We start from the raw sequence: 19,870 nt of genomic DNA on the forward strand, positions 1-19,870 counted from the left end.
CCCGATGAAGCTTAACTCAATTTCCTTAAAAGGATTTATTTACACCTTCTTTAATTTCCACCTGCCGGTTTTAAACCAGTACAAGGCAATTAAAGTAAGTACAGCTTCGGCAATAATGATGGAATAAAAAACTCCATCCTGATTCCATCCGAACTGAATGGCCAAGAGGTAAGCTACCGGAATTTCAACAATCCAGAAGCTAATCAGATTTAATAAGGTTGGTGTTTGGGTATCGCCGGCCCCGTTAATCGCGTTCAGCAGCACCATTCCCATACCGTAAAAAATAAACCCACAGCTAATAATTTTTAGCGCCTGTATCCCATTTTCAACAATTCCCTGGTCGAGGGTAAACAGCTCGATAAAAAATCGTGGAAACAAGAAGAAAAGCACTCCTATTAATCCCAGGAATATGACATTGATTTTTCCTGCTGCCCATACCGATTTCTCAGCTCTTTCGGCCTGGTTGGCACCCAAATTTTGCCCTACCAGTGTTGCTGCCGCATTGCTCAATCCCCAGGAAGGCAGGAGAATAAAAATTAAAATGCGGATGGCAATGGTATAACCAGCAATAGCGGCACTTCCAAATTCTGCCATAATTCTCATTAAACCAATCCAGCTGGATGTTGCAATAATGTTTTGCCCAATTCCTCCGAGCGATAGATTGATCAGTTTCTGAATGGTTTTCCATCGTAGGGTAAAATGCTCTTTTTTGATGTGAATTTTTCCAACCCCTTTAAAAAGCAAAACAAACTGATAAATTACGGCCACTCCCCTACCAATACAAGTTGCAATTGCAGCCCCTTCCACTCCCATTCCTGGAATAGGTCCTAATCCAAAAATCAGCAATGGATCCAAAACAATATTCAAGCAGTTGGCAATAATTAAAACTCGCATGGAAAGTGCAGCATCGCCAGCCGAACGAAATATGGCATTGTTAATAAACAGCAGCATGATAATCATGTTACTGCCCAAAATGATGCTTGCATAACCCGACATCTCGTTCACGATAGTTGAGTTGGCTCCCATTAATCGAAGCAGGTCTTTCGAAAAGAAAATGCCTACAAATGCAATAAACACCGATGCGATTGCTCCTGTTGCAATGGCCTGAACAGAAACTTTAGCTGCTTTTGAATATTTCTTTTCGCCCACTCTTCGGGCAACCAGTGCTGTTGTGGCCATTGATAGCCCAAAACCAATGGCATATACTATGGTTGTTATCGATTCTGTAATTCCCACAGTGGCAACAGCATCGTCGCCAAGTTGAGATACAAAAAAGATATCGGCCACAGCAAAAACCGATTCGAAGATCATTTCCAATACCATTGGAATGGCCAACATAAATAAGGCCTTTCTAATGTTTCCATTGGTATAATCTCTCTCTTCGCCCGAAAGGGCTTCCTTTACTAATTTAATGAATTGAGCCAGGCGATCAATTCCTTCTATTTTTGTTCTTTTATCCTTTATATTTTGTTGCATTAGGTTTTCGCTTATGATGATGAATTAAAATGCTTGCAATTCTCTTTGGTTTAAAATATCCTGTTTCGACATTTACGAGCTCCGTTTTGGGAGCACAATCATACATTGATGTATTCATAATTTTTCCTCCAATAAATTTAGGTGTGTACAAATGGTAATTCGGGCGGCTTACGCCTCCGTTACTTGTGATTCATAAAGATCAATAGAAATGGGAAAGCCTAAGCTAATTAGCTCTTGCAGATATTAGGTAAAAATGTGACATTCATATTCATAGCTTTCCTCCTCATTTTGTGAGTATCACAAATATAGATCAAATAATTCAATTCACAACACTTTTTTTTATTAGTCTCTGAATACCAGTTGTAAAATCGATCGGATGCTAACAAATGTTCTTTTTTATGCTCAGAAATTTCCGTACTATTGAAGTCTGGCAACAAACCAAATAAATTCTAAAAACATGAATAAGATTTTTGTATCAGCATTAGCTGTGATACTAAGTGTAAACATTTGTTTTGCAAACTCTACCGATGAGAACAAGCAAAAAACCATAAAAAACTGGCTGATAACAGACGCCATAGAACTGCACTTGCCTGCATTCAATTCAACCGAAGATTTTAGTGGTAGCACCTTCGATTTGAAAAATCTTTTACAGGAAAATCAAATTGATCTTTGTAAGATGAATCCGAAGGAGTCGGACAAATTGAACTGGAATGAATCGGTATTGACCTGGAAAAAGAAAAAAGCCAATTCTAAAAACTTTGTATCGCTTCCATCCAATGAGAATCAATTGTACTATTTGGTTTCTTATTTGTATACCGATGAGTGGTGCGAACTGGAGTTGGAGATGAAAAGTTATCCAATGATCGAGGTTTATATTGATGGAAAAAAACAATTATCTCAATACAAACACGAGTCGGATGAAGCCAAAGAGTCGAGCAAAAGCTTAAAACTTGAACAAGGACATCATAAAATTGTGGTGAAACTTTTAAGCGGTGAAAAGAACAATCAGTTTTCATTATCGCTTAAAGCGAAAAAAGACTGGAACAGCGATTTATTTGACCTGAGTTTATCGTCAAAACAATATATGGATATCCATAAAGTATTGGATGGAACAAAAGTAAAAAGCACCTCTTTATCATTCGATGGCAAATATGCTTTGATTTCTTACAGCAGAACATTGCCTCCATCGGATAAAAGTGAAAACTGGAAAGAGATACAGGAAATTGAAAGCGGAAAGATTCTGTACTCGTTTAGAGGCACACAGCTGTCCAATATCAGTTGGTTGCCAACGGGAAATCAAATTTCTTACACCAAAGCATACAATGGCAAAACATCTGTTTTTGTTTTCGATTTTGAGAAGAACACAGAGAAGCAAATTGCAGGAAGTATTGCAGATTTTTCATCTTACACCTGGGCACCTAATGGAAAATCGATAATTTACAGTGTTGGAAAAAGCCATTCGAAAGACTGGAAAATGAAAAAATTCCAAGGCATGGAAGATCGTTTACCATGGTACAGATACCGATCGTTCTTGTACAAACTTGATGTTGCAAGTGGAGTAAAACAACGCCTTACATATGGAACTTTAAGCACCAGCCTGGCCGATATCAGTCCTGATGGAAAAAAGATTCTTTTCACAACCTCACGCCCCGATTACAGTGGATATCCTTATTTCAAACAAAACCTTTACCAGATGGATGTGGAAACTTTTGCAGTAGATACCATTTGGAAAGACAAACTTGTTGGTGGGCAAGCACAGTATTCGCCCGACGGAAAACACTTGCTGGTTCAGGGTGGTCCATCCTGTTTTGGGAAAATTGGCGAAAACATTGGCGATCATCCGATTGCTAACAATTACGACGGTCAGCTTTACATTTATGAATTAGCAAGTAAAAAAGTTGATCCGATTACTTACAATTTTAATCCTGCAATTGATGCTGCTGTTTGGAGCAAAAAGGATGGCAAGATCTATATCAAAGCACAGGATCAGGATTACGTAAAATTATTCTCTTACAACACCTCTTCCAAAGAATTTACAGAACTGAATACCAGTTCGGATGTAGTTCGAGGATTCGATTTATCAGAAAATGGTTCAGCATTAAGCTATGTTGCCTGCGGAATTTCCAGTCAGTACAAAGCTTTTGTTTACAATGTCGCAGACAGTAAGGTAAAAGTGATTTCAAATCCTGAAAAGGCACATTTAGCCAATGTTGAATTTGGGATGACTAAGGATTGGAACTTTACGAAAGAAGATGGTACTACCATTATTGGCCGCGTATATTTCCCTCCTAATTTCGATTCGAGCAAAAAATACCCGCTAATTGTAAATTACTATGGTGGTACTTCGCCGGTAGAGAGAAGCTTTGGAGGCCGATATCCATTAAATATGTATGCCGCCATGGGATATGTGGTGTACTTGTTACAACCAAGTGGTGCAACTGGTTTCGGACAAGAATTTTCTGCTCGCCACCAAAACAATTGGGGAATTATTACTGCCGATGAAATTATCGATGGAACCAAAAAATTCATCAAGGATCATCAATTTATCGATGCCGATAAAGTAGGTTGTATTGGAGCATCCTATGGTGGATTTACCACCCAATTGTTACAAACCAGAACCGATATTTTTGCTGCTGCCATTTCGCATGCCGGCATTAGCGATATTACCAGTTACTGGGGCGAAGGTTATTGGGGATATTCTTACAGCATGAATGCAACAGGAAAATCTTTCCCATGGAACAGAAAAGACATTTATGTGGATCAGAGTCCTTTATTTAATGCTGATAAAATTACAACTCCTATGTTATTGCTTCACGGAAGCGACGATACCAACGTGCCATTGGGAGAAAGTATTCAAATGTACCAGGCTCTTAAATTACTAGGCAAAGATGTTGAGTTTGTACAGGTAAAAGGTCAGGATCACCTGATACAAAACTATACCAAACGCATTCTTTGGAACAACACCATTTTCGCATATTTTGCAAAATATTTGAAAGATCAGCCGCAATGGTGGAATGATTTGTATCCGGATAAAAATTTATAAAGTATGTAAAGGATGTCTAACAAGGCATCCTTTTTTATTGCTTTAGCAGATAGAGAAAAACTAAGTCATTATCAATAATGATAAACACTATTGATGCTTATGTGAATTATACTTACTTTTATTACCGCTAACATTTTAATAGGTGTAGCATTAAAAATCAATCATTTAAAAGAACAAAACATGCTTATCGTTATATCCCCTGCCAAAAGTTTAGATTTTGAATCATCGGTACCTACCAAACTGCATTCCGATGCTGGTTTTACAAAGGATGCCGAACAGCTGATTAAAATTCTCCGCAAATTAAAAGTGGACGAAATTCAGGAATTAATGAGTGTTAGCCCAAAACTTGCGCAGTTAAACTTCGAACGCTTTCACCAGTGGAGCCTGCCATTTACATCGGAAAATGCAAAGCAAGCCTTACTGGCTTTTAAAGGCGATGTTTATACAGGCATTGATGCGGATAGTTTAACAGACAAAGATTTTGAATATGCTCAATCGAAACTTCGTATTCTTTCGGGTTTGTATGGTGTTTTAAAACCAATGGACCTGATACAGGCCTACCGCCTTGAGATGGGAAAGAAATTAGGGAATCGCCGGGGAAAAGATTTGTATGAATTCTGGGGCGATCGAATCACAAAATCCATCAACCAGGATTTGAAAGAATATGGCCATAAAAATCTGATTAATTTGGCCTCAAATGAGTATTTTAAATCGATAAACTCAAAGAAAATTAATGCTGATATTGTGACTCCGGCTTTTAAAGATTTAAAGAATGGACAATACAAAATGATCAGCTTCTTTGCCAAGAAAGCACGCGGATTAATGACACGATTCATTATTCAGAATGAAATCACAAATCCGGAAGACTTAAAAGCATTTGATTTAGATGGATATATTTTTAATCCGAATTTATCAAAAGAAAATGCTCCTGTTTTTACACGCGATCATTAAAGAAAATTTACATTATTAAAAAGAGTTTTAGGTCTTGTTTTTACTCTCAAATTTTACTATGTTTAAATGTAAGACAATCCGAGTATTAACCCCTTAATCCTTCTACTATGACTGCTGAAAACTATGTTGTGAAGTATGGGAGTCTTCTAAAAGAAGAAACCTTAGAAGTTATTGATGATAAAATTTTACCTAATACCATTGTTCTGGAAGCTACCAATCCGTTCCCGGGATATTATGAGTATTATGATGGTTTTCAGAAAGATGTTCAGCCTCATTATATCTATTTGGTATTAGACAGAAAGTATGATTTAGAGGAGTTCACCAGGGCAACTCAGAAGATCATGAGTTATTTCGAAGCAAATTTTCATGCGGCAATTGGTAACATTACCATTTACAATGATGTGTACCATGCAATTCGTATCAGAAGGCTAACAGCTTATGATCAGATTAAGGAACTTCAATCGTGTTACAGAGAAGAAGGAATTGATTTTAAATCGGGTGCTACGATTCCTCACAATTCAAAGGCAATGATTCAGCTTGACAAGTTTTTTGCTTTAGATATTATCGAGGATGGGTTTTTCAAGGATCACATTGAGCCTAACCATGGGTATTTTACCATCCCTCAGAAGCTAAATTGGAAGCAGTTTGAGCAACTTACCAAGCAAGTGAAGTACAATATGGAAATGATACATTTCGACGTTTCCCTGGGCTTTATTTACGATCATTTTAGAGCAATTGACATGATAAGGGTATATGCTGAAGATTTGAACCTTGATTTAATGAAAAAGATCAAAGCAAAATATCTTGAGAGAATTAAATAAACAGAGATAAAAAACAAAAAAGGGAGGTTTTCAAATTTGAAAACCTCCCTTTTTTGTAGGCAGTATGTTTAAAACACAGGCGAACGAACCGCCTTAATTCTTTTTCTTCTTTTGTTGGTATCCACTGATAAAGGAAAGGAGAAGGAAATTTCGTGCGCCCCCGTATTGGTGTGTATCAGCTTAGAAATGGCATAGTCGTAGCTATAAGCCACTTTAAATCGTTCGGTAACAAAACCTGCCATAGCAATGAAAGAGTCGTAGTTTGGCTCAAAATTCTGATTGAACCACAAACCAAATACAATTGAACTTTTACTGGCATAAACACCGTAATTCATTTGTGAAAAATCGCCCTGTTTCTGATATAACAAAGCTGGTGCAATGACCCAATTGTCTGCGTAGGTTCTGCCTCGCCCTCCCAAAACAAACTCAGCTCCGGCATGAACCGTATATTTTGTTTGCAACTTATCTTCCTGTTCATCATCAAAACTCAAATCAGGTTTTGCCAGGTGATGGGCTGCAATTCCAAAATAGTAATCTTTGTAGTAAGCAATCGTACCTAACGAAAAATCCCATCCATCTTTTCTTCGATTTACAGGGTCGCCCGATGAATTATGCGGAAAAATATTTCCATAAATCGGAGAAACCTGGTCGGGAAAAACGAGGTTTTGCCAGTCGACCTTTTTCTGCATAAAAGCAGCCTGTATTGCAGGTCGAACCACAAACTCATCGTTAATTCGAAGGTAGAAGGAATACATTCCGGCAAAGGTGGTTGTTTTAAGCGCTCCATCGCCCTGATCGTCCTGAATGACCATTATCCCTATCCCACCATTTAAAGCCTCGTAGAAGTTATCAAAAGCAACGCTATAGGTAACATAGGGCAAGTCGAGATTTGGCCACTGATTACGATAATTCAAACTTACATTGGAATTGTTAGTAGACCCCGCCAAAGCCGGATTTAGATATAGTTTATTTGCGTAAAATTGTGAAAATCGGATATCCTGTGCAAAGCTATACACCAGGGAACCAAAAAATAATACGCAAAAAACAATCAGAGCTTTCTTCATCGATTCGTAATTTATAATTCCACCGAATTATTCAAGGTTTAGGAAGTGATTTCGGACTTTTAGGTATAAGTCCGAAATCACTTGTAAAATAAATTTATTTTATTGATAAAATAAAACTTTTCTTCATTATCTAATCAACATGAAGGTTCCTTTATTGGTTAACTCACCGTTGATAAATACCATCCAGACATATGCTCCTGCCGGACAAAGGTTTCCATTGTATTTACCATCCCAACCTCCGTTGCGACCAACTTCATTGGTTGTGTACAGTAATTCACCCCAACGGTTGTACACGTACATTTCAAACTTCTCAATATCGTAGTTGATATCCTTTAAGTAGAAACGATCATTTTCGTTGTTAGAATTTGGTGTAAATGCGTTAGGTGATTCAAGACCTACCGGCTTCACATCAATTTCAACAGAGTCGATGGCTGTACAACCCAGGTTATCTTGTACTATCAGTTTATAGATACCTGTCTCCGAAGCCTCATATCGCTGTAGAATACTACCATCTTGCCATTCGAAGAAGTATGGTGAGTATTCCAATGGAAGGTTGGGTGCAATTGTCACCGTTTGTCCTTCAAATATGCTTACAGGTCTTCCTTCTGTTAGCTCCAGCTCATCCGGACCATCATAAATCAGGTTGTTTCTTAAATCCAGATTTGGTGTTGGATTGATTACAAAGTTTTGCTCATCGCCACAACCATGCTCATTTTCTACCGTTAACAGGTATTTTCCTGGCTGATCAATTGTTCGGGCCTCATCTGTGAAACCATCATCCCAGATCGGATTATCCATACCTGCAATGTTCACCTCGAACTGATCTCCTTCACAACCGAATTGATCTTCATCCAATGTAGGATCGGCTACCATATTTACAACTACTTCGTCCTCAGCTTCACAACCATAAAGATCTGTAACGCTAATTTTATAGGTATATGTTCCTTCCGGAGCATTAATAATTTTAGGACTTCTTGTATCAGGAGCATCCAGGTGATCTGGATTTGTCCAGGTTATTTCACCAGCATCTCCAACAATATCCGTAAGCAATTGCAGTTGATTACACTGACCAACGGTAGTGTCGGCTATGCTTGTAACAATTGGTAATGGAGCTACTGTTATTTCAACCAAATCCATATTTGTACAACCATGTTCATCCATAACAGTGGCAATTAACACCTGCGATTCACCTGGTGTAAAAGTTGGTGTCATCGAGTTGGCATCATCCAAGTCTGTTGCTGGCGACCATTGAATATTATTCTCGTCGGTTTGTGCATTTAATGCAAATGGCTTACAGCTACCAATCGTAACATTATCTGTAATATTTACTGTTGGTAACGGATCTACATTAAGCGTAGTTTTAGAGGTTACATTCGAACATCCGTTCTCATCGGTATAGGTATAATGTATATTGTAGGTTCCCGGGCCTTTCTCTGCCGGATCGAATACCTCTTCCGAGATATCGTTAACCCAATAAATACCACCTTCCGGATATCCTCCTGCAAGCGTGAAGCTTTCCTCACAAACACCTTTCGACTCGAATGCATTCAAATTAACAGTTGGCAATGCATTTAGGGTAACCAATGAGTCTACTTTTGCCTCACAACCTGTTTCTATATCAGAAATAAATACTGATAATTGACCTGTATCATCGTCACCCCATGTAACCCTGGTTCTTAAACCAGCGTTAGGTCCGGCAAGCACACCACCATCAACCGACCATCCATATTCATTATCATCAATCTGATTGGTTAAATAAGTAACACGGTCTTCTTTTGCACAAAGCTTCATTCTTCCGAAAATAGCTGTATTTGGCAATTCGTGTACTGTTAATAGTGTTGGCTTGGTCGATCTTGAATCTGTACAATTATCAGATACGATACAGGTATAATAACCATTATCGGCACTTGTTGTTACACCCAGGTTCAATACTGAACTGGTTTCTCCAGCAAGGTCAACACCATTTAATTTCCATTGATATGTTACATTATTTCCATCTACATCAGCAGTTAGTGTAACTTCTTCGCCTGAACATACTTCAATATCAGCAATTTCAGACAAAATTCTCAATTGAGGTGTAACAGTAAGAGTAATATCTGTACCAATTGCCTCTGAACAGGAATTGTATACTCTACAGCTATATACTGCATCATCATCTAGTTGAATATTAGTTAAACTTAGCACCGGAGAAGTTTTTCCAGCCATATCAACTCCATCTTTTCTCCACTGGTACTTAAGGTTTTCGCCAGTAGCTTCAACATTAAATTCTACCAATGATGTGTTCTCACAAACTTCATTACTTGCACTTACACTTGTAATACTCGGTAATTCTATCACTTCAAGCGATCCTGACGTAGAAACATCACCACATAATCCGCTCACCTGAACCTCATAATCACCTTCCTGGCTTAATAATATTGCGTCGTAGTGCAGGATTTTGTCTGTCGAAACTTCAACACCGCCAAACATCCATTTGTATTCAATATCTGAAGCTCCCGAAACATTTGGAATCCAACTCAGTTCATCACCTTCACAAACTGTTTGGGTACCCAATGCTGCAAGTAGTGTTGTATTTTCATAAACGCGAACGGTAACCTCTTCTATAATACCACCTGCTGGTGCGCCTTCACCTTCAATAATGCATCGGTACACACCGGCATCTGCACTTGTAAGTTCAGCAATGTATAGTGTAAGCTCGGTATTCGCAAGCGGAGTACCATCTTTGGTCCACGAAACACTTGAAATTTGCCCACTCGCATTAATTGTTAGGTTTAATGGTTCGCCAATACATTTCTCTTCAAGACTAGCCAATCCATCTTCAACCACAACAGGCTCTTTCACAGTTAGTTTACCTGATGCCAATCGTATTCCACAAGAACCTGTAATTTCACAGTTGTAATATCCGGCATCATCCATCTGAATATCAGTAAAATTAATAGATGGTCCTGTTTGAGGTAGTGCTGTTGTTACACCATCTTTCACATGAGTCCAGCTGTAGGTTAGGTTATGTCCTGTTACATCAACAGTCATTGTATAATCTTCGCCTACAAATTTTACTACGTTCTTTAAAGTGGCTTTCAGAATCGTTCCCGGATTTACAGTAAGTTGAGCGGTTTCTGTAAGTGTTCCACCGCATCCATTATCATCCGTTACAATACATTCTACTGTATAAGTTTTAGGAGTAAACGGATCGTCTGGTAAGATATCTAATCCACTTCTTAGTAAAGTTGGAATGCTAACACCCAGGTCAACCCCATCAATTTTCCATTGATATTTCAAGTCGCGGCCCGTTGCTTTGGCTCTAAACACTACATCTTCACCTTCACATACGACCTGATCTGCAATAGGCTCAAGAGTAGGTTTTGGGTTCACAACTTGTGTTCCCACCGATTCACTACTACCACAAACATTAGAAACTGCCACTTTGTAATTTCCTTCCATTGCAGGAGTCGCATTTCCTAAATCTAAGGTTAAACCTGATGTTGTATCTTCAGAATCATCGCTAAGTGTCCACTTAATTTCATCATAAGAACCACTTACGCTAATTGCACCTAATACCAGTGGATCACCTTCACAAACAGCCGTAAGGTTTTCAATTCCTGTTCCATCAATACTTGGAGCATCAATGATCGAAATATCGATTGTATATGTAATTACACTTCCACAATGATGTTCTATTTCACATCTATATGTTCCAGCATTTGCTAAAGTTACTTCAGCTACAATATAATTTGTAGTGGCTGCCAAAGGATTTCCATCATGTGTCCATGTATAAGATTTCACATCACCACTTGTCTGAACCTCAAGGTTCAACTCACTGCCAACACAAATCTCATCATTTGCATCCCATGTATTAATTGCTACAACAGGTTCAAATACATTCACATATCCAGAAATGGATTGAGTAGAACAACCATCGCTAACTTCCAACTTGTATTGGCCCGACTGATTTTTAGCAGTTGCTACCAAGCTGTAATCTGCTGTTGTAACACCTGTATCTACTTCATCTTTATACCATTTGTAGGTAGTTGATCCTGTTAATCCAGCATCAAAATCTACGATTGCTGTAAGTGTTTCCGTGTTTCCAACACATACCTCACTTGCATTATCCCAAGGATCAATACTTAATTCTTTATAATGAGATACTTCAAAAGTATCAGTAAAATCAGGACAAACACCATTTGACATTGTAACTTCATAGTTGCCATTATCGGTATCAGCAATTGTATGAATTGTGTTTGTAGTGGCTAATGCAATTCCATCTTTTTTCCATTCATAGGTGATATTGCCTGTTCCATTCAAGCCCGATAATTCGATCTGCTTGCTTTCACCAGAACATAAGTTTTGATCATCTACAGGAGCAAAACCAACAGGCTTAACCACCTCAACAGCAACTATATTCGAAACATCATCGGTACTTGAACCGTCTTTTACAATACAACGGAAAGTCCAAGTATTCATTGCAGTAGTTACATTAGCGATACGTAGTTTGGAACCATTTGCAGTTAATACCTCGGACATGCCTGCTACCACTTCGGCATTGGCATAAGCACCACCAGTACTGTACTCCCAATCGTATGTATAACCGGTATTGGTTCCGGTAATTTCAAACTCTACCGCATCAGCCTCACAAGCTTGAAGATTAGCTGGTTGAGTAAATATTTTAATCAATGCATTTACAGATAAACTTACTGCTGCACTTGTTACCGAGTTCGAACATCCATTGTCAACAATGCACTGATATTGATTTCCACTTAGGGCAAGTCCGGCATCAGCAATGGTTAATGTTGCTGCATTTTCGCCAGGCATATCTGCAAAAGCTCCACCTGTACTTACCTGCCATTGGTAAGTAATTATCGGTTCACCCGAAGCTACCACTGTAAATACTGCATCATCGCCATCAACAATTGTAATATCAACAGGTTGTGTTGTAATGGCCACTTCTTCTAATACAGTAACAACTGCTGCATTGGAATTAATGGTATTACATGCTCCTGTAACTTCACAATAGTATGATTCTCCGTCGGTTAAAGTTCCTACGGTATATGAATCTGAAGTTTCTGTACCAATTGCACCCGCGCTGTTATACCATTGATAAGAGAATGGACCATCTCCGCTTGGAGTAATTGTAAATGTAGGGTGTGCTGCACTTTCGCAAACATCTACATTATTTATGGTATTTAGAGTTACGAATTCTTTTACATCTACATTAAAGTTAACGATTTGATTATTACAAGCTTGATCGTTATATACTTCACATGTATAGTCTCCTTCTTCGGCCAGGCTAACATTTGCTAAATTCAGACTGGAATTTGTAGAAAGTATTGTTGCAGGATCAGAATCTTTATACCATTTGTATTTGATATCTGATCCAGTAGCGCTAACGCTCATATTTACAACTTCATTCATACATGGCGTAAAGTTGATCGTACCAGGAGTTATCGAAATATCTTCTAATACCCTAACTTCTACTATACTCGATTCCTCTGGAGTAAATCCGGCATCAACATCACATCTAAATTTCCAATTGTTAATGTCTAAATCTGTTGCAGGAATTGTTAATGTTGAAACATTCCCAACAGTTGACATGCTCATACCAGCTTGTGCCACTATGGTTACAAATCCACCTCCACTTCCATCGTCATATTTCCATACATAATTTAAACCTCCAACATTTCCTTCTACCGATAGCGAAGCATTATCATTAAAACAAACTTCATCATCCGTTGGCTGAACCAAAATTTTATCAACAGGAACAATTGTTAAAATTGCCTCCCCACTTGTTTTGTCTGAAATACAAATACCTCCATCGGTACTTACAATACACTGATATTTGTAGCCATTGAAAGTAGCTTGATCTGCTCCTGTAATCACAAGTGTTTCGGTTGTAGTTCCAGAATATTTTCCTACGTCTGAAATATTTACGAAACCTGATCCAGAATCTTCCTGCCATTGGTAAGAATAATTTGGTTCACCAGAAGCTGTCACACTAAATATTGCAGTTCCTCCATCGGCAATAGTTAAATCTCCCGGATTTGTAACATCCAAAGGTTCAACTACATTTAGCGTTGCACTCTTAGAATTTACAGTATTACAAGCAGTACTCACTTCACAATAATAATACTCGCCATCAACAGGAGTAGTTTCTGTAAATGAGTTACTTGTTGCACCTGCAATTTCGCCTGTACTATTGTACCACTTGTAGGTAAATGGTCCATCGCCACTTGCAGTTACGGTAAATGTTGGGTTAGGATCTGAAGAACACATTGTTACATGAAGCGGATCGCTAACTGTTGCCAATTCACGTACGTCAACATTAAATGTTCTTGTGATATCATTACATCCCAGGTCATTATAAATTTCACACTTATAATCTCCTTCATCAGTCAGGTCTACATTACCAAAATTGTAGGTTGCACTGGTAGATAAAATTGTTGATTCTGCTCCAACTTTGTACCATTTGTATTTGATTTCATCACCTGTAGCTGATACAGTAATAGCAAAAGGCTCGTTGAAACATGGTGTAAAGTTTGCATCTAAAGTTGAAACTGCAATATCTTCCAACACACGAATTGCCACCTCATTGGAATACTCATTCGTACTTGATCCATCACTAACCAAACAACGAAATTTCCAGGTGTTCATTCCTGTATTAACAGAAGGTATAGTTAATGTTGATACTTTTCCAACTACATTCGAAGTCATGCTATGATCACCAACAGCTGATTGATAACCACTTCCGTCATCATATTGCCATGTATAAGTTAAAGCATCAAAATATCCTTCAATAGTTAAATCTACACTTGATCCATCACATGCATCCATTCCCACTGGATGAGAAGCAATCTTAATTACAGAATTAATGCTTAAAGTTGCGGCACCACTTGTTTTGGTCGGAACACAAACTCCACCATCAGTATTCACAACACATCTGTATTGATTATTATTGAATGTAGCTATATCAGCATTGGTAATTAAAAGGTCAGCAGTTTTTGTTCCAGAATATTTTCCAGCTTCTGCAATATTATTCCAACCCGAACCAGTATTTTCCTGCCATTGGTACGTATAGTTTGGTTCACCTGTTGCCACAACCTTAAATGTTGCGTTGGCTCCATCGGCAATATTTTGATTCAATGGATTAATTACATCCAGTTCCTGAACAACAGTTAATGTCGCTTTTTCTGAAGTTGCTGTACCACAAGCATCACCACTCACAACACAATAGTAAGCTTCACCATCAACCGGAGTATTTTCGGTGTAGGTCGCAGCTGTTGCTCCAACAATAACTCCACCATTATTGTACCACTGGTAATTCACTGTTCCCTGTGCATCTCCAACAACTGTAAAATCGACACTTGCCTGAGTTTCACAAATCACTTTAGAAATTGGATTTGTTACACTTGGATTTTTATTCACAACAAGATCGAACGACTCTACTGTATTTCCGCAGTTAAGATCATTTGTTAAAGATACTTCATAAGTACCTGCTGCTGCCAAAGCTACAGTTCCCAAATCAAGAGTTGGCTGATTCGACAAAATTGTAGTAGGATCAGTAGTTTTGTACCATTTGTAAATGATATCATCTCCATTGGCAGCAACAAACAAACTAACTGTCTGATTTTCACAAACGGTTGTATTTGCAGCTGATTTAGATGTTACCACAATTTGGTTTCGAATATCAAGGCTAATTGACACCTGGTTATCGCCACAATAATCGGAGCTTACTTTGGCAATATAAGTTCCGTCGTGAGTTGGACTTGCCGCAGGATCAATCACATAGTTAGTTGCATCTGCATTTCCATCGGTGATTAAAACGCCATTTTTCCACCATGTAATGCCGTTGTGTTCGCCACTTTCCGTGATATTTAACTCAACGAGACCGGCGCATTTTTGCAGGTCGTTATCAATGGTACTCAAAACTGGCTTCTCATGAACTTGAACAATATAGTTTTTATTCAAGTTGTCACAGAAAGATGTCACTTTTGCTTTATAGGTAAATGTTCCCGGCGTATTGTGAACACCAAGCTGAACCTGATTCAAATCACCTAATCCTAAAGAAACATCACTTGAATTTGTCCAGTCAATGGTATAATCATCTGAATTTCCATTCACTTCAATTTCAAGAACCGGTTGCTCACCCTCACAAATGTGAATGGTCTCGTCGGCTGGATTGATGATAGAAACATGTTCATTAACGATTAAATCTCTTTGAATTGAAATTTCGTCACCACATTCCAAAATCACCTTACAATAATAAGTTCCTGCATCAGCAGTGGTTAATGATGCAATTGCATAAAAATCTGCATTACTAATTACCGCTCCAGAAGGATTATTAAATCTCCATTCAAAAGTTGGAGTTCCCAAGTATGCAATGTCAATTCTAAAATCTGTATCACCAACACATTTTTCAATGGCCGCTCCTGTTGAAGCAGTTGTTACCTTTTGAATATCCAAATCAGCACTTACTTGTTTTGACCTGCCACACTGATCGGTAACAGTACAAGTATAGGTACCAGTATTTGCTTCTTGCACATTGGTTATACTAAGAACATCTGTAGTAGCACCTGCAATTACATTATTGTTATTGTCTTTCCACTCATAAGTTAAGTTCGATAATGCTGGAACATTGTCGATATCTACATTAAAATCAACATCTTTGCCAATACAGGTTACAATGTCGTTCATTGTAGCTGTACCAAAATCAGGAATCATTTGCCATGTAAAGGCATGGCTCACCGGATCACCAGTACAATTTGGTTCGGCAATAAATTCCCAGCTACCTTCCGTCGTTGTATTTACTTCGAAAGTATACGGATTTGTGATCACAATTTCGGATCCGTCAGGTTTCTTTGCTTTGTACTGGGCAACTGCACCATTATCAGCAAAAGTAACTGTAACATTTGTTGGGTTACAGAATGGCCCAGCTTCATCGGCAGTAATGCTACTCACTACCATTTTTGCTACAACCGTTAAGTCTGCAGTAGAAACTTCTGTGTCACAACGGTTCGAGACTGTTACTTTATATTCTGCATCATCACTTAATTCGATTGGTGCAATAATTTTTTGTGCACCTGCATCTGCCTGAGGTACTCCATCTTTCTCCCAGCTAAAACTATAATAGGATTCTGGCTGGTTAAGAACAACTTCAAATGTATGGTTACCACTACCTTCACATAGAGTAACATCATCCAAAGGGTCTGTTATAGTTACATTTGGATAAATATCTAAGTTATCAATTGACAATGTCAGGTCGTTAGGACATTCAACATTCCCACCTGTAGTTGTATAAATACTTGAAACACTAACAGAAAAAATAGAAGATCGATGATCCATTGTAGCAGGAAAAGTTAAAACTGAACCGTTTTCAGCTAAATCAGTAATTCCTTCTTTCCAATAGTAAGTCAAAGTTCCACTACCACTAGCATCGGCAGTAAGAATAATATCGTCATCCTCGCAAAGGTCGGCGTTTACAGTCAAATCATTTAACACTGGTGCAGCCAACACCTCTAATGTTACTTCATCAAAAGACAAGCTACATCCATTTTCTACTTCGCATCGCACAGTGTAGGTGCCTGCAGGATTATCTGCTGCAAAAACAAATGGATTCTCTAATGATACAGGATCGGCTCCACCGTTCACATACCACTTTACCTCACCGGCATCACCTGTTACCAAAGCAGATAAGGTAGATGTTGTACCAAAACAGAAATCTGTTTTATCAGCATCAATGCTTACAGTAGCAGGTTCATCAACCAATACGGATAAATCTACATGCACATCATCAGCACTCGAACCACATTGTTGGTACTCCTCTTTAAAACTAATTGTACACCTGTAATCTCCTTCACTCTCTTGCTGAGGATCAAGGAAAATAAGTTCATGAGTCTTGGTTCCTGAGAATTCGGCACCATCTGTTAAGTCGATATAATTTTCTGTTCCCGCTTCTTTTTTCGACCAGGAATAGTTGTACCAGCTTGTATCTCCATTTGAAACGTCCAAAGAATTTTGAACACTCTCACAAAACTGGAATTCTTTACCACTGTTTGAATAACTGTAGTTAGGAATTACTCGAGCTACAAAAACGGCTGTATCTTGCACCGCCTGTACAAAAGAAATACTATCCAGTGCAAAAATGGCATCTTGTCCGGATAGGTTTTTATTTACAATTTTAATGGTAGCTTTTTTCGCCCCATTTGGTTTCCAAAGAGCTGAAGCCGATTGCCATGTACTTACATCATCAATCTTAAAATTATCGATTACCGTATCATTATTAATCAATACCTGGAGAGATTGATCGAAATAATTTACTCCATCTATTGGCTTTGCCAATCTACCATTCAATTTCAGAATGTAGTTAAACTCCTCTTCAACCGGAGTTGGGTAATGTTTGTAAATGGTATCACCTTGATTTTCTGAATAGGCTATAAACATATCCCAATCATCCATTGCCGGAAAATCTTCCAAAATTGGATTTACCTTTACAGGAGAATTGTCAATTGCAAATTGTCCTTGCTCCACCAGGTTCCCTGTTACCAACTCATATTCAGATTCAATCAGGTTGGTTCCATCGGCAAAGTCACCATTACTTAAAATATCTAATTCGGGGTCGCGATAATACCCAACTACATAATACGAAGTTTCCTCATCTGGTGCAGGCACCACAAGAGGATCATTTACAATTATTGGGTCATTCACAAAATCGTTTACATACCATTCATAAAAATCTGGTGTTGGTTCTTTGATACTCACCTGGATATCATCGTCATAACTTTCACAAATCAAATCCAAAGTACCATCCACATCCACATCCAATTCAGGAATAATTTTTGAGATTGCTTTGGTAAAACCAGAATAGTAACCGGCGGCACCAACATAACCATCGCGAACCACCCATGCAACATTAATTGCTTTATTCGATTTGAATCTATAGTTCCCTTCAAGGTTGTTTATCGTATAGCTAACCCACTCATCATTTCCGGGAACAGGTACAGCTGAACTTTTTGGAACTGTATACTCTGTAGTCGTTCCTCCTAATGTTTGTTCATATAAAATCTGTGCACTTTTCTGAGCCAAAATTGTGACAATAGCATCCTGAACTTCTTCCTGCGCCAAATAATCGGCATAAGGAACAACCACCTCTTTAATACCTGTTGCAGCCAATGGAGGGATAAAGTTTACACCTACGGTAGGACCGTGAGTACTTTTATCACCAGACATGGTTTGATACACATAAACATCTTTTTCTTTTGTATCAATAAATAAATTGTCATGCAATGCCGTTGTTCCTGAGAAGAAATTATCAACTACATAATAATCTCCAGCGTCCAAAGGAGCACCAGGATTTTGATGTACACCATTCACCCATACTTCTGTTCCATCAACAGTTGCTACAACAATAGGACGCTCTGTAGTATTATCCTTTCCTTTACCACGCATCACAACATACTGGTCACGCACCTCACCAATCGGAACAATTTGGTCAAATCCCATATCCTGACCATCATTTGGACCTGATGTCCACGAACCTGATGTTACAGCAATTTTCGCTGTAGAAGTAATAGATGTACCGTTCATTCCATTCCAGGTACTCCATCCTCCATTTTTGAAGGCAGTAAATTCATGATCAACACCAATTACGTAACTTTCACCTTTGCTAAGGTTCACTTTAATTTCGTAGTCTGAATCAATAGATTCAAGTGAAATGGCATTCGTTCCATTGTATTTTGTAAGGTAACCACATTTAATATCAGTAAAAGTCACCTCACAATCTTCAACTGCCATTACCGAGATAAAATGGCTTCGTCTTGATTGGGCATGATATGCATCGGTGTACAAATGACCTGATCTAAACTCTGTACCATAGGCATAGGTTCCCTTTGTTGTTAAGGATCCACCTTGCACAGATGATATGTGTCGAATATTCACAAAGAAAGGTGCATCCGGAGAATACAAACGAATCCCTTCCTGAGTCAGGACTTTATTCAGCTCTACGGCTCCAATTACCCCTAGAGGAAAATCATAGTTATATGGATAATTGTAAATTTTACCTTTACTGGCACCACTTGGTGTCTCGAATACATATTCATAAGGTGTATTCCTTGAAATCACAATCGGTTCACTTGCATTCAGCAATGTGCCATCACCCTTATAAATATATACATTCACATCCTTTGTCGAGTTGGTTGACAAAACGGCTGTATGCTTTCCAATATCACCATTATTACTGGAACCATTATAAAATGGAGGTACATAATGTTCATAGTCATACTGAGCAAATCCAGACATAGGAATTGCAAAGAGTATGAAAATTGATATTGACTTTAAAATTTTTTGAAAACGAGTAAAAATTTTACCATTTCTCATATCTATAGATTCAAGATTATAATTGTTCAATCCAAAAGAGTTCTTTGTACTAATTTCAAATCACTACTTTCTTTCAATCCGCCTCAATCCAACAAAGACAAGGTCAGCGAGTTAGAGTAAAAACAAACAAAGCATATTTACTAATCATTGTA

6 protein-coding genes are annotated in these 19,870 nt (G+C 38.3%); 3 read left to right on the forward strand and 3 right to left on the reverse strand.

The window, feature by feature from the left end; translation table 11 throughout:
• Nucleotides 1-39: 39 nt before the first annotated feature.
• Nucleotides 40-1,476, reverse strand: coding sequence for an MATE family efflux transporter (locus ELS83_RS08230; RefSeq protein ID WP_171595061.1), 1,437 nt, complete (start codon nt 1,474-1,476; stop codon nt 40-42).
• Nucleotides 1,477-1,933: 457 nt separating this feature from the next.
• On the opposite strand from ELS83_RS08230, the gene ELS83_RS08235 reads away from it, so the two are divergent.
• The 3 genes from ELS83_RS08235 to ELS83_RS08245 all read left to right on the forward strand — a co-directional run bounded on the left by ELS83_RS08235 (nt 1,934) and on the right by ELS83_RS08245 (nt 6,291).
• A complete protein-coding gene (locus tag ELS83_RS08235; protein ID WP_171595062.1) occupies nt 1,934-4,519 on the forward strand; it encodes a S9 family peptidase in 2,586 nt (861 codons plus the stop codon).
• Nucleotides 4,520-4,699: 180 nt separating this feature from the next.
• Nucleotides 4,700-5,470 carry a peroxide stress protein YaaA gene (gene yaaA, locus ELS83_RS08240; RefSeq protein WP_171595063.1) on the forward strand — a complete coding sequence of 257 codons (771 nt, stop codon included), beginning with the start codon at nt 4,700-4,702 and terminating at the stop codon, nt 5,468-5,470.
• A 107-nt stretch (nt 5,471-5,577) separates the two neighbouring features.
• Nucleotides 5,578-6,291, forward strand: coding sequence for a hypothetical protein (locus ELS83_RS08245; RefSeq protein WP_171595064.1), 714 nt, complete (start codon nt 5,578-5,580; stop codon nt 6,289-6,291).
• Nucleotides 6,292-6,359: 68 nt separating this feature from the next.
• Here the strand turns inward: ELS83_RS08245 and ELS83_RS08250 are convergent, their stop codons facing one another.
• Both ELS83_RS08250 and ELS83_RS08255 read right to left on the reverse strand, forming a co-directional pair.
• Complete coding sequence (locus ELS83_RS08250; RefSeq protein ID WP_171595065.1) at nt 6,360-7,355, reverse strand: PorP/SprF family type IX secretion system membrane protein; 996 nt, start codon at nt 7,353-7,355, stop codon at nt 6,360-6,362.
• A gap of 126 nt (nt 7,356-7,481) precedes the next feature.
• The gene (locus ELS83_RS08255; protein WP_171595066.1) at nt 7,482-19,718 is read right to left on the reverse strand and encodes a T9SS type B sorting domain-containing protein; all 12,237 of its coding nucleotides are present in this window, start codon (nt 19,716-19,718) and stop codon (nt 7,482-7,484) included.
• Between the last annotated feature and the right edge of the window lie 152 nt (nt 19,719-19,870).

Origin of the sequence: Marinifilum caeruleilacunae, assembly GCF_013141825.1 — a bacterium.
Classification (GTDB): domain Bacteria; phylum Bacteroidota; class Bacteroidia; order Bacteroidales; family Marinifilaceae; genus Marinifilum; species Marinifilum caeruleilacunae.